Origin of the sequence: Kitasatospora purpeofusca, assembly GCF_042691725.1 — a bacterium.
Taxonomy (GTDB): Bacteria; Actinomycetota; Actinomycetes; order Streptomycetales; family Streptomycetaceae; genus Kitasatospora; species Kitasatospora purpeofusca_B.
On sequence record NZ_CP170483.1, the window covers coordinates 2043489 to 2055553 of the forward strand.

The 12065-nt window shown below is 73.7% G+C and carries 14 protein-coding genes; 6 read left to right on the top strand and 8 right to left on the bottom strand.

Features of this window, described 5'->3' with window-relative positions; genetic code table 11:
* The first annotated feature begins 238 nt into the window (after positions 1-238).
* A complete protein-coding gene (locus ACFCLZ_RS08065) occupies positions 239-1099 on the top strand; it encodes a hypothetical protein (protein WP_380284100.1) in 861 nt (286 codons plus the stop codon).
* Between the two features lie 58 nt (positions 1100-1157).
* Here the strand turns inward: ACFCLZ_RS08065 and ACFCLZ_RS08070 are convergent, their stop codons facing one another.
* The 6 genes from ACFCLZ_RS08070 to ACFCLZ_RS08095 form a co-directional block, all read right to left on the bottom strand.
* Complete coding sequence (locus tag ACFCLZ_RS08070; protein ID WP_380284101.1) at positions 1158-1697, bottom strand: DUF4188 domain-containing protein; 540 nt, start codon at positions 1695-1697, stop codon at positions 1158-1160.
* A 138-nt stretch (positions 1698-1835) separates the two neighbouring features.
* Entirely contained in the window at positions 1836-2486 is a 651-nt protein-coding gene (locus ACFCLZ_RS08075; protein WP_380284103.1) for a TetR/AcrR family transcriptional regulator, read from the bottom strand.
* 32 nt (positions 2487-2518) lie between these two features.
* Positions 2519-3979, bottom strand: coding sequence for an FAD-dependent monooxygenase (locus tag ACFCLZ_RS08080; protein ID WP_380284104.1), 1461 nt, complete (start codon positions 3977-3979; stop codon positions 2519-2521).
* A gap of 340 nt (positions 3980-4319) precedes the next feature.
* Positions 4320-5306, bottom strand: a complete 987-nt coding sequence (locus ACFCLZ_RS08085) for an aldo/keto reductase (RefSeq protein ID WP_380284105.1) — start codon at positions 5304-5306, stop codon at positions 4320-4322.
* A 79-nt stretch (positions 5307-5385) separates the two neighbouring features.
* A complete protein-coding gene (locus ACFCLZ_RS08090) occupies positions 5386-6225 on the bottom strand; it encodes an ABC transporter permease (RefSeq protein WP_380284106.1) in 840 nt (279 codons plus the stop codon).
* Positions 6225-7238, bottom strand: coding sequence for an ATP-binding cassette domain-containing protein (locus ACFCLZ_RS08095; RefSeq protein WP_380284107.1), 1014 nt, complete (start codon positions 7236-7238; stop codon positions 6225-6227). The genes ACFCLZ_RS08090 and ACFCLZ_RS08095 overlap by 1 nt, the downstream gene beginning before the upstream one ends.
* A gap of 124 nt (positions 7239-7362) precedes the next feature.
* Between ACFCLZ_RS08095 and ACFCLZ_RS08100 the strand changes: the two genes are divergently transcribed.
* A complete protein-coding gene (locus tag ACFCLZ_RS08100; protein WP_380284108.1) occupies positions 7363-8109 on the top strand; it encodes a TetR/AcrR family transcriptional regulator in 747 nt (248 codons plus the stop codon).
* A gap of 227 nt (positions 8110-8336) precedes the next feature.
* On the opposite strand, the gene ACFCLZ_RS08105 is transcribed toward ACFCLZ_RS08100, so the two are convergent.
* The gene (locus ACFCLZ_RS08105) at positions 8337-9146 is read right to left on the bottom strand and encodes an alpha/beta fold hydrolase (RefSeq protein WP_380284109.1); all 810 of its coding nucleotides are present in this window, start codon (positions 9144-9146) and stop codon (positions 8337-8339) included.
* A gap of 289 nt (positions 9147-9435) precedes the next feature.
* Here ACFCLZ_RS08105 and ACFCLZ_RS08110 point away from each other — a divergent pair, with 289 nt between their 5' ends.
* The 4 genes from ACFCLZ_RS08110 (at position 9436) to ACFCLZ_RS08125 (ending at position 11517) form a co-directional block, all read left to right on the top strand.
* Complete coding sequence (locus tag ACFCLZ_RS08110) at positions 9436-10296, top strand: helix-turn-helix domain-containing protein (protein ID WP_380284111.1); 861 nt, start codon at positions 9436-9438, stop codon at positions 10294-10296.
* Positions 10293-10526 carry a DUF397 domain-containing protein gene (locus ACFCLZ_RS08115; protein ID WP_380284112.1) on the top strand — a complete coding sequence of 78 codons (234 nt, stop codon included), beginning with the start codon at positions 10293-10295 and terminating at the stop codon, positions 10524-10526. Before ACFCLZ_RS08110 ends, ACFCLZ_RS08115 begins: the two co-directional genes overlap by 4 nt.
* An 88-nt stretch (positions 10527-10614) precedes the next feature.
* Positions 10615-11031: an SSI family serine proteinase inhibitor gene (locus tag ACFCLZ_RS08120; protein ID WP_380284113.1), complete on the top strand. Its 417-nt coding sequence runs from the start codon at positions 10615-10617 to the stop codon at positions 11029-11031.
* Between the two features lie 117 nt (positions 11032-11148).
* On the top strand, positions 11149-11517 hold the full coding sequence (locus ACFCLZ_RS08125; RefSeq protein WP_380284114.1) for a hypothetical protein: 369 nt from the start codon (positions 11149-11151) through the stop codon (positions 11515-11517).
* A 341-nt stretch (positions 11518-11858) separates the two neighbouring features.
* Here ACFCLZ_RS08125 and ACFCLZ_RS08130 read toward each other — a convergent pair whose 3' ends face one another.
* Complete coding sequence (locus ACFCLZ_RS08130) at positions 11859-12047, bottom strand: hypothetical protein (RefSeq protein ID WP_380284115.1); 189 nt, start codon at positions 12045-12047, stop codon at positions 11859-11861.
* Positions 12048-12065 lie beyond the last annotated feature (18 nt).

Below are 12065 nucleotides of genomic sequence, written 5' to 3' on the forward strand. Positions count from 1 at the left end.
GTTACCTCTTCTTGCCTTCGTGCCGTCTGCGAGGGATCGGGCGTGCACGGGGCGCGCCCCGGTCATCATCTCGTGCACCGTCGGCCGCGTGTCACCACCGAGACCTCCTCGTGACCGTCATCACACCCCTGGCAGGGTTATCGTGACCGCCGCCGTGGTCATCAGCCAGTACGACTACCTGCACAAGAACACCCGTACGGCGCGCCCGCTCCCTCCCCTCCCTGAGGAAGGTTCTCCCTTGGCCGATCTCGTCCACCCCGCCCGGGCCCTGTGGTGGCTCTTCGAACCCGTGCACGCCGTCACCTACTTCACCCCCGAGGGCCTCGGTGCGTTCGAGGCGGTGGGCCTGCGCGGTGTCGCGCGCAGCTACTTCGCCGGCCGCGCCGCCCCGCTCGGCCCGGTGGACGCGACGCCGGTGATCGCCGCGTTCTTCAACTTCGCGCCCGCCCCGATCGAGCGCGCCCTGCCCGCGGTCTGGAAGCTCGCCGACCCGGAGACCGCGCTCGCCGCCCGGGCCGCCGGCGCCTCGGCGGCCCTGGCACGGCTGCTGGAGCACGTCGACCCGGCGCAGGTCGAGCTGGCGACCGACCTCCTGGAGGACGCCGTCACCCGGCTGGACTGCGCCGGGCGGGTCCTGGCCGCCGCCAACGCCGCCCTCCCCCGCCCGGCCGACCTGCACGGCCGCCTCTGGCAGGCCGCCACCGTGATGCGCGAGCACCGCGGCGACGGCCACATCGCCGCCCTGGTCTCCGCGGGCCTCGACGGCTGCGAGGCGCTGGTCGTCCGCTGCGCCCTGGACGTGCGGCGCGAGGCGCTGCAGCCGATGCGCGGTTGGACGGACGAGGAGTGGGACGCGGCCGCCGCCCGCCTGGTCGAGCGCGGCTGGCTCACCGAACGCGGCACCATCACCGAGTGCGGCCGCATCCGCCACCAGTCCCTGGAAGCGGCCACCGACCTCGCCGCCGCCCGCGTCTGGGAGAACCACCCGCGGGCCGACCTCGACCGGCTCGCCGCCGCCCTCAAGCCGATCTCGGCGCTCTGTCGCACGGCGCTGCCCCCGATCAACCCCATCGGCCTGCCCGCGACCACCACGGCCTGACGCCCCCGGCCGGCCGCCGTCCCCCCGCCGGGAGGCACGCGGGACGGCGGCCGGCCGGCTACTCCCCCGACTCCGGCCCCGGCTCCGGCTCCGGCTCCGGCTCCGGCGAGCGGAAGGCGAGACGCTGCTTGGCGCTCCGCCCCCGGCTCTCCACCGGCAGCACCCCGGTCGCACCCGCGAGCCCGAACGGCGGCATGTCGAAGTACACGCACTCGTAGGAGCCCTCCGGCACGACGTACGTCTCGTGCCAGAGCCCGACCAGCCCGCGCAGCCGACCGTCCTTGAGCTTCCCGTTGGCGATCTTCCACGCCCGGTGGTGGAAGGCGTCCGGCGCGGTCGCGTACCGGTACAGCTTCTCCTTGGACTCCCAGTACTGGACGACGTAGTAGGTGCGCGGCGAGGCGGTCAGCAGGACCTTCCCGCGCAGGCCGCGCTCCGGCTCCCGGCCCAGTTCGTGGAGCATCCGGAACATCGCCAGCATCACCGGCACCCACTGGTGGACGGCCCAGAACCGGTTGACCCGCATGCCGATGAGCAGCACGACGGTCTCCCCGGTGGCGGCCGCGGTGGTGAAGCCCGGCGTCGGTTTCGCGAACACGTCTGCCCCCAGCCAGTCGGCTCTTCCGGCCGTCCTCCCGCCGCTTTGGCTACCCGCGGGTAGAGGCCGATGTAAGCGGTGATTACATCAGCGCGCACCGACCCGGTCAACCCTTCGCGCAAGCGAAGTCCCCTCCGCTCAGCGGGGGTTGGCGACCCCCCGGCCGAAGGTGTCGATCACCTGCGCGGCCACCTCCTCCGCCTTCTCGGCCGGCAGGTACCCGTCCACGATCATCTGCGCCAGCCCGTACACCAGCGCCTGCCCCGCGAGCCCCACCAACGCCGGGTCGCCCGGCCGCAGCAGCCCCGCCGCCTGGTCGGCGACGATCACCTCGGTGTACGCGCGATCGATCCCCGACAGCCGCTCGCGCAGCTCCGGTTGCGGGGACGGCACGAACACCCGTGACCGCACCAGCTCGAAGCGGTGCGGGTGGCGGATCGCGTACCGGACGAACCCGAGCCCGACCGCGCGCAGCACGGCCCGCTGGTCCCCGGCACCCGCACCCGCGCCCGCACCCACCCCCGCGCCCGCGCCCGCTGCCGCCATCTCCGCGTTCTGCCACCGCTCGAAGTCCGCCAGCACCCGGTCCGCCACCGCCGTCAGCAGCGCCCGCCGGTCCACGAAGTGCCGGAACGGCGCCCCCGCCGACACCCCCGCCCGCCGGGCCACCTCCCGCATGGTGACCTTCTCCTGCCCCAGCTCGTCCAGCAGCTCGAACGCCGCCCCGACCAGCGCCTCGGGCAGCGCCCCGTGGTGGTAACTCCCGCGCTCCGCGGGCCTCTCCGTCATGCGGGCAGTGCTATCACACCGCCGCCGGCTCCTCACCCCGCCGCCGAGCCCCGCACCGGAGTTCCCCACCACCGGGTCAACGCGGCCGCCAACTCCCCCTGGTCGCCGCCGACCCAGGCCACGTGCCCGTCCGGTCGCAGCAGGACGGCGGGCGCGTCCAGCTCCGCATCGGCGTCGGCGACGTGGTCGACGCGGTCGGCCCAGCCGTCCACCGAGAGCCGGCCGCCTGTGCGGTCGAGGAGCAGCCCGCGGCCGCCGTGCATCAGCGTGTAGAGTCGGCGCTCCCCCGACAGCCGCACGTCCCGCAGCCGCCGGCCGACGAGTGCGTGGTCCCCGTCGCCGAGGTCGTAGCGGACGTCGACGGCGGTGATCATGCCGGTGACATAGCGGTTGACCTCCTCGACCTCCATCAGCCGGGCGAACAGCTCCCGCAGCGCGGTCGGCCCCGGCTCGCTGCCGAGCAGGGTCATCTGCGCGCGCGTGTTCGTCAGCACGCGGGCGCCGACCGGGTGCCGCTCCGTGTGGTAGCTGTCCAGCAGCCCCTCCGGCGCCCACCCCGCGACCTCGGCGGCGAGCTTCCAGCCGAGGTTGAACGCGTCCTGCACACCGAGGTTGAGGCCCTGCCCGCCGGTCGGCGGGTGGATGTGCGCCGCGTCGCCCGCCAGCAGCACCCGGCCGGCCCGGTAGCGCTCGGCCTGCCGGGTGGCATCGCCGAACCGGGAGAGCCAGTGCGGCGTGTGGGCGCCGAAGTCGGTGCCCGCGACGGCGCGCAGCCGCTCCTTGAACTCGTCGAGCGTCGGCGGCGTCGCCCGGTCCTCGGCGACGCCGGCCGCCGGCACGATCACCCGCGCGACCCCCGGCCGGCCGTCCACGTCCGGGGCCACGCCGAACCGCAGCTCGGTCCGGCGCACCCGCTCCACCACGGCGGCCACCTCCGCCGGCTCGGCGGCCAGCTCCAGGTCACCGATCAGCGTCTCGACCGTGGCGGGCTCACCGGGGAAGCCCACGCCGAGCGCCTTGCGGACCGTGCTGCGCCCGCCGTCGCAGCCGACGAGGTAACGCGAGCGCAGCCGCGTGCCGTCCCCCAGTTCGACGCTCACGCCGTCCGCGTCCTGGCCCAGGCCGGTGACCTCGCAACCGCGCCTGATCACGGCCCCGAGTTCGAGGGCGCGCTCCTCCAGCAACCGCTCGGTGACCGCCTGCGGGGTGGCCAGCCCGTACGGGTGGGCCGTGTCCAGGCTGTCCGGCCAGGTCGTCATCACGCCGCCGAACAGCCCGCCCACCTGGAACTTCTCGCTCACCGCGAGGAACCGCTCCAGCAATCCGCGCTGGTCCATGATCTCCACGCTGCGCGCGTGCAACCCGCGCCCGCGCGACTCCCCGCCCCGCTCCCCCAGCCGCTCCAGCACGACCACGCCGACCCCGTGCAGCCGCAGCTCGCACGCCAGCATCAACCCGGTCGGCCCGCCGCCGACCACGACCACATCCAGCACCGAAGGCCCCGTTCCGTCGCTCCCGCACATTCGCCGATACGGGCGAAACGTCATGGACTCCGCGAATCCTGCCGTTCCGCCCCGTCCCGGCCCAGGCCGACGATTCTGCGCCTGCCCCTCCCCCTTGCCGCAAGGCCCCCCGTGCGCTATACGTTGAGAGTGGCAACGAGTGAACATCCTCGTTGCCACTGCTGTTTCCGCCCACAGCCGGCCACAGCCAGCCGCCGACGCCCGCAGCCCGGCCGCCCTCCGACGCCGCAGCCCGCCTGCTCGCCTGCCCGCCTGCCCTCCCGCGCCCGCTCGTCGGCGGGCACGGGTGGTTCACAGCCGCGGACGGCTCCTACCAGGCGTAGTCCTCCGGGGCCGGCTTGCGGCCCGGGAAGAGGATGTCGAGGCGGGCGAGGACCTCGTCGTCGAGCTTGATGTCGAGGGCGTGCACGGCGGCGTCGAGGTGGGCGGCCGTGCGCGGGCCGACGATGGGGGCGGTGACGGCGGGGCGGGAGAGCAGCCAGGCGAGGGCGAGGTCCGCGGGGTGCTCGCCGACCTCGGCGGCGAGGTCCTCGTAGGCCTGGATGCGGGGCCGGTTGGCCTCCAGGATCTCGCCGGCGTGGGTCATGGCACCCCGGACGAGGCCGCCCTCGCGCTCCTTGCGGAGGGCGCCGCTGAGCACGCCGCTGCGCAGCGGGGACCACGGGAGCAGGCCGAGCCCGTAGTACTCGACGGCGGGGATGACCTCCAGCTCGATGGTGCGGTCGAGCAGGTTGTAGAGGGACTGCTCGCTGACCAGGCCGAGGAAGTGGCGGCTGCGGGCGGCCTCCTGGGCCTGGGCGAGGTGCCAGCCGGCGAAGTTGCTGGAGCCGACGTAGATGATCTTGCCCTGGGCGACCAGGACCTCCATCGCCTGCCAGATCTCCTCCCAGGGCGTGTCCCGGTCGATGTGGTGCATCTGGTAGAGGTCGATGTGGTCGGTGCCGAGGCGGCGCAGGCTGGCCTCGACGGCGCGGCGGATGGCGAGGGCGGAGAGCCGGCCCTCGTTCGGCCACTCGCCCATCGGGGCGTAGGCCTTGGTGGCGAGCACGGTGCGCTCGCGGCGGCCGTCGCCCTTGGCGAACCAGCGGCCGATGATCTCCTCGGTGCGCCCCTTCTGGTTGCCCTCGGCGTCGCGGCCGTAACTGTTCGAGGTGTCGAAGAAGTTGATGCCCTGTTCGTGGGCGCTGTCCATGATCAGGTGGGCGTCGGACTCCTCCGTGTGCGGGCCGAAGTTCATGGTGCCCAGGCAGAGTCGGGAGACGGTGAGGCCGGTGCGGCCGAGGTGGGTGAACTCCATGGAGCCACCCTGAGCCGCACCGGCCGTGCTGTCCAGCACATTCCGCCCCGTGGGACACGGGTCGCGCAACCTCGGAGGGTCAGCGCCCGCGGGTGCCGTGGGTGGCGAACTTCCGTACCGCGAGCGGGCCGCAGAGCAGCAGCAGGAGCGCGCACCAGAGCAGGGTGACCGGGGCCGCGTGCTGCATCGGCCAGGCGGCGGCCGGGGCGGACGGATTGCCGAACAGCTCGCGTCCGGCCTGGACGACCGCGCTCATCGGGTTCCAGTCCGCGAGCGCGGCCAGCCAGCCGGGCATGCCGCCGGTGGGCACGAAGGCGTTGGTCACCATCGCCAACGGGAAGACGGCGACGGCCAGTTGTCCGGCCGCCTCCTCCTTGCCGACGGCCAGGCCGAGCAGCAGGCCGACCCAGGTCATGGTGAACCGGAACAGCAGCAGCAGGCCGAACGCCGCCACGGCGTCGCCCGGTCCGCCGCGGATCCGCCAGCCGACGGCCAGGCCGACCGCCGCCAGCAGGGCCAGGACGACCAGGCTGACCAGCAGGTCTGCGAGGGTCTGGCCGAGCAGCAGGCCGGTACGGGAGACCGGCATCGAGCGCAGCCGGTCGGTGACGCCGCGCCCGACGTCGCGGGCGGCGCCGACCATGGTGGGCATGACGCCGTTGACGGCGACCATGGCGAACAGGCCGGGCATCAGGAACTCCCGGTAGCCGCCCCCGGCCCCGTTCCCGGCCCCGTCCCCCGGCCCGGCCCCCGACCCGGGGACGGCGATGGCACTGCCGAACACATAGCCGAACACCACCACCATCACCACGGGAACGCCCAGCGAGGCGGCCAGCAGTCCGGGTGAGCGGCGGTAGGCGAGGAGGACCCGGAGCATCGAGGCCCAGGTGTCGGCGAGCAGGCGCGCGGAGGCGGTCATCAGGCGGCCCTTTCCACGGTGGCGTCGGGTGCGTCGGGCGCGTCGTCCGCGCGCCCGGTGAAGGCGAGGAAGACGTCGTCCAGCGAGGGCGGCCGCAGCGCGGCGTCCCGGGCGACCACCCCCACCGCGTCCAACTCCCGTACCAGCCTGGGCAGCAGCACCTCCACCCCGGGCCGGGAGACCACCTCCACCGTCCGCTCGTGCTGGTCCACCAGCACGTCGCCGCTGCCGGCGAGCGCCGCCAGCACCACGGCGGCCCGGCCGAGCTGGGCGGCGTCGGCGAGGGTGACCGAGACCCGGGTGCCGATCGAGGCCTTGAGCCGCTGTGGCGGACCGGTGGCGATGGCGGCGCCGTGGTCGACGAGCACGACCGAGTCGGCGAGCCGGTCGGCCTCCTCCAGGTACTGGGTGGTGAGCAGCACGGTGGTGCCGGCGGCGGCCAACTCCCGCACCACGTCCCAGATCTGCTGTCGGCTGCGCGGGTCGAGGCCGGTGGTGGGCTCGTCCAGGAAGAGCACCGGCGGCGCGGTGACCAGGCTGGCGACGAGGTCGAGGCGGCGCCGCATGCCCCCGGAGTAGGTGCGGACGAGGCGGTCGGCGGCCTCGGCGAGCCCGAAGCGGTCCAGGAGCTCCCCGGCGCGGGCCCGGGCGCCACGGGCGCCGAGGTGGTGCAGCCGACCGAGCAGGTGCAGGTTGTCGCGGCCGGTGAGGCCCTCGTCGACGGCGGCGTGCTGGCCGGCCAGGCCGATGCTGCGGCGGACGGCGTCGGGCGCGCGGACCACGTCGTGGCCGGCCACCCGGACGGTGCCGCGGTCGGGGGCGACGAGGGTGGCGAGGACGCGGACGGCGGTGGTCTTGCCCGCGCCGTTGGGGCCGAGCAGGCCGCAGACCGTGCCGACGGGGACGGTCAGGTCGAGTCCGCGCAGGGCGCGGGTGGTGCCGAATCGTTTCTCCACGCCCGCCATCTCGATGGCGGCGACGGCGTGGTTCTGCTTCCGGACGGTGTCGGACATGGCTCCGCCCACTCCCCTCACTAGATACAGCCTCACTAGGTACAGCGTACGTAGAAGCACGTGCGAGCGCATCGTACTACGTACGCCGTACGTCTCTAAGATGGGGAACCGAGGTGATCAACCAGTGCCGTCCGACCAGCCCCCGCACCGCAGCTCCGCGCCCGCCCCGCTTCCGGGCGAGGCCCCCGAGCTGATCTGGCTGCGCCCCGAGCGCACCGGCCGCGGCCCCCGTCCGGCCCACAGCCGGACCTCGATCGCCGCCGCCGCCATCACCATCGCCGACGCGGAGGGTCTGGACGCGGTCTCCATGCGCCGGGTCGCCGCGGCGCTCGGCGCGGGCACCATGTCGCTCTACAACTACGTGCCGAAGAAGGAACACCTGCTCGACCTGATGCTCGACGCCGTCGCCGGCGAGTACGACTACTCCGCCCTCACCCCGACCGGCGACTGCCGCACCGACCTGCGCCGCCTCGCCCACGAGCAGCTCGCCGCGCTGCGCCGCCACCCCTGGGTCCCGGCCCTGGTGATCGCCCGCCCCGGCCTCGGCCCGCACGCCCTGCGCTACACCGACCACTTCCTCGCCGTCACCGAACCCAGCGGCCTCGACGGCGCCGCCCGCCTGGAGGCGCTCGCCCTGCTCAACGGGTTCGTCTGCCAGTACGCGCAGTACGAGCGCACGGCGGCGTCCGGCGCCAAGTGGCAGGCGGAACTGGCCGGTTACCTCGGCCGCGCCGCCGCCGGCGGCGCCTACCCCCACCTGGCCGCCGCCTTCGCCACCGCCGGCGCCCCGTCCGGCGACCCCGACGCCGTCTTCGACCGCGCACTCAACCGCGTCATCACCGCCGCACTGGCGCCGACGGCACCGTCCTGATCACCGGCCGAAGCGCCCTGCCCCTACTCGCCCCCACAGCTTCGGCAACAACGGCGCCGGCGGCCAGTTCACCTCCGCCCATGCACGGGTGCGCTGCTTGACTGCCATAACGCGGGGCCCTCCGCGAACGCGGACCCGGTACGGCCCCACGGACCCAATCGTCCAATCCCCCTTGTTCCATACGGCAGAGGCGCGCGGCGGGGGGTTCGCGCCCCCCGGGGTGGGGTTCACCCCAGGGCGCGGGGGAGGGTGGTGCGGACCCATTGCTCGGGTTCGGACAGGTGCGGAGCGTGACCGGCCCGGGCGTAGACGTGGCGGTCGGGCTTGGGGAGGGAGAGGTCGATCAGGTCGAGGATCTCGCCGTACATCGGTTCGCTGTCGTCGCTCTGGGTGAGCAGGACGCGTTCGGTGAAGCGGTTGAGGGCGGTGAGGTCGAGGTCGAGGGCGTCGGGGTCGCGCAGTTCGTCGAGGTAGGTCGGCGCGTTGCGGATGTAGGTGTGCCGGACCGGCGCGGGCAGTTGTTCCCACGCCCCCGGGCCGAAGGCGACGGTGTCGACGTAGCGCTCGGCCCCGGCGGCCGATTCGGCCTGTTCGAGCAGTTCGCGGACGGCGGAGATCCGTTCGGCGAAGGCGACGCCCAGCGGCCGCAGCTCCGGGTCGGCGAGCAGGGTGCCGGTCGCGGGCGGTTCGTGGACGGCCACGCCGCGCAGCAGGTCGGGGCGGCCGACGGCGAGGCGCAGGGCGATCAGGCCGCCGTAGGAGTCGCCGCAGACGTAGGCCGGCGCGAGGCCCAGGCCGACGATCAGGGCGGCCAGGTCGGCGGCGTCCTCGTACACGGAACCCTGGGTGAGCAGGTCCTCGCTGCGGCTGTGCCCGCGCCGGTCGTAGGCGACGGCGGTGGTCTCCTCGGCGAGCCCCGGCAGGACGCGCGACCAGCTGTCGGCGTCCGTCCACGACCCGTGCACCAGCACCAGCCCCGGCCCGGCGCCCCGGGTCTCGTAGTACAGCGACACCCCGTTCACCCTGATCTCGGCCATCGCGAGCCTCCCGACCTCGGTCGTGCACCGGCAACGCCCCACCCACCAGCGTGACACACCCCCGTCATACCGGTCGGATGAGCGGACCGGGGAACGGGGGCGCCGTCACGGAGAGCGAAGCGACCGCCCCGGCGGAGGATGGCGCCGAACCTCTGAAGGTGGAGCCGAAGCCCCATGAATCGAATACCTATATGAATGCCCCGGAACGTCGGTGGACCTTGGAAGCGGCTTGAGTCGCGGCGGCGCGTGCGGCAAGACTGGGCCCCAACATCCGAAGGGAGGGACCCACTTGACCACCGACCTCTCCACGATCCGGCAGATCAGACTCGGCGACGAACTCCGAGCCCTGCGGCTGGAGCAGAACAGGAAGCTCCTGGAGGTCACCCGCGGTCTGGACGGCTGGAGCGCCGCCCGCCTCAGCAAGATGGAGCGGGCGGAGCAGCCCGTCGGTCCCAGGGACCTCGCGACGCTCCTGGACTACTACGGGGTCACCGGCGCGGACCGGGAGTACTACGAGAACCTCCTCGGCAGCGGCCCGCCGAAGCAGTGGTGGCGGAACCTGGACTACGCCGAGGCGATCACGCCGGCCTTCGCGGAGTACCTGGCACTCGAAGCCGAGGCCGCGTCCATGCTGGACTACTTCCCCTCCGGGTTCCCCGGCCTCGTCCAGACCGACGAGTACGCGATGGAGATGATCGCGGCGGGCCTCGACTCGCCCAACGAGGAGAGCGTCGAAGCGGGCGCCGAGGTCCGGATCCTCCGGCAACGACGACTCTCCGACGAGCCGGCTCTGACGCTGGAGGCGTACTTCGGCGAGGTCGCGCTGCTGATCGCCGGCGATCAGTCCGTCCTGGCACGGCAGATCGGGCACGCCATCAGGGTCGCCCAACTGCCGAACGTGACCCTGCGCATGGTGCCGCTCAGCGCAGGTCGGACCGGCATTCTGTCCTCGGGGGTCACCCTCATGCAGTTCCCGGGCGATACCGAAAACGGCTTCGTCTTCATCGAAGCCGTCGGCGGTATGCTCCCGCGTAGGACGGGACGCGACGTGCGACGAGCCGAGCGAGCCTTCGCCCGAGTCAAGCGGCACGCGTTGTCTCCCGCCGACACCATCACGGCCCTTGAGCGCAAGTTGGAAGAGCTGACGTGAGCCAGAAGCACGATCCCTACGACCACAACCCCGCTGACGCCGACTGGTCCAAGTCCCCCTTCTCCGGTGACGGCAACGGTAATTGTGTGATCATCGCCCGCTTCCCCAACGGCGACGTCTGGCTCGGCGACGACAAGGACCCCGGCCGGCCCCACCTCGCGTTCGACCACGCCGAGTGGACCGCCTTCGTCCGGGCCGTCGAGTCCCGCTCCGCCCACTTCACCGCCTGACCCGGAGTGGGAAGTCGGATCCGCCGACTTCCCACTCCGAGGCGACGGTCGGCCGTGACCCGGCCGGTGGCAGGTCGTTGCGCCGGGCGTGAAGACGACCCGAGCCCTCGCCCTCCTCGCGACCGCCCTGTTCACCACCGGTCTCGCGGACACCGCCAACGCCATCACGCCCGTCCCCGCGGCCCAGGCCCCCGAGGCGGTCCTGCGGCTGACGGTGGCGCACGGCACGACCCCGACCTCCGGCACGCCGCACGTCGCCGCCCTCGACTGTCCGCCGGACGCCACCACCACCCACCCCGACCCGGTCACCGCCTGCCGGCTGCTCGACTCCGTCAACGGCGACCTCGACCAACTGGACGTCAACCCGGGTGTCTGCAACGACCTGTACGACCCCTACACCGTGACGGCCAAGGGCGTGTACCGGGGCCGGCCGCTCTCCTTCCAGCACACCTACGGCAACCAGTGCGTCCTGCTGCGCACCACCGGCGCGTTCTTCGACTTCTGACCCGGCTTCCGACCCCGGCTTCCGACCCCGGCTTCCGACCGACCCCGTGGACGGCCGGGAAGATCGATCTGGGATGCTCTCCCCGGCCGTTGATCGCACGGAAGCGGGGGGAAGGTCATGGAGACCGGGGAGATCGGGGCGCTCCTGCGGGAGCGGGACGAGCGCGCGTGGCGGCGGGCCCAGCGCTCGTGGGGCTGGGGCGTGAACGCGCTGGGGCTGCTGGCGCTCGGTGCGTGGCTGTGGGCGGTCGGACTGGCCTTCCTGCCGCTCTCGCACACCTATCCGAACGGCCACCACCTGGACTGCGGATCGCCGGTGTTCTTCGAGGCCACCGGGTACGGGGACGACGCCGGGAGGTGCGGCCGCCTCACGGACCACCGGATGCGCGGCGCGGTCGGCCTCGGGCTGGTGACGCTGCCGCTCTCGGTGGGCTGGCTCTGGCGGACGGTCGGCATGCGCCTCCAGCGCGTGGAGGGCCGGCTCTGAGGCTCCGGCTGCCGTCGCCTCCAGGGCGCGGATCACCGGGGGCCTGACCGCCGCAGGTCGGTGGCACTGCCCGGACCGCCGCGTTCGCCGACCCGTTCCACGGGGAGGTCGGTGGCCTCCAGCAGGGACTGCGCGCGGGCGAGCGCTGCTGGAGGCCACGGCCACACGGACACCCTGCTCCGGTGCACCGGCCGCACCCCGCTCCGGGGACACCCGCGCCGCCCGGCGGGCACCTGGCAGTGGGACGTCCGCGTGCGCTGAGCGCGCGACGCACGGGCCCGCCCCGGCCACGCTCCACCGGTCATGAACGGCGGCCCGGACGACGACGGCTCCCGCCCCGGTCAGTCGTCGCCGCCGCTGCCCACCTCACGCCGCTGGGACTTCTGGTAGCGGCGCAGGACGCGCCCGGCGCCGACGGTGGTGGCCGCCACCACGCGGGTCCACCGGGGGCCGCCGCGGTCGGCCCACACCACACAGGCGCAGCCCCCGACCACGAGGGCCAGGATGCCGATGAGCAGCACACCGATCATCTCGCCCACCTCCGTTCT

Excerpts from the sequence above, each read along its gene's own strand:
- ACFCLZ_RS08075 (WP_380284103.1), bottom strand. The coding sequence starts at position 2,486 with ATGACGGAGAGGCCCGCGGAGCGCGGGAGTTACCACCACGGGGCGCTG.
- ACFCLZ_RS08085 (WP_380284105.1), bottom strand. The coding sequence starts at position 5,306 with ATGGAGTTCACCCACCTCGGCCGCACCGGCCTCACCGTCTCCCGACTC.
- ACFCLZ_RS08090 (WP_380284106.1), bottom strand. The coding sequence starts at position 6,225 with ATGACCGCCTCCGCGCGCCTGCTCGCCGACACCTGGGCCTCGATGCTC.
- ACFCLZ_RS08095 (WP_380284107.1), bottom strand. The coding sequence starts at position 7,238 with ATGTCCGACACCGTCCGGAAGCAGAACCACGCCGTCGCCGCCATCGAG.
- ACFCLZ_RS08105 (WP_380284109.1), bottom strand. The coding sequence starts at position 9,146 with ATGGCCGAGATCAGGGTGAACGGGGTGTCGCTGTACTACGAGACCCGG.
- ACFCLZ_RS08125 (WP_380284114.1), top strand. The coding sequence starts at position 11,149 with ATGGAGACCGGGGAGATCGGGGCGCTCCTGCGGGAGCGGGACGAGCGC.
- ACFCLZ_RS08130 (WP_380284115.1), bottom strand. The coding sequence starts at position 12,047 with ATGATCGGTGTGCTGCTCATCGGCATCCTGGCCCTCGTGGTCGGGGGC.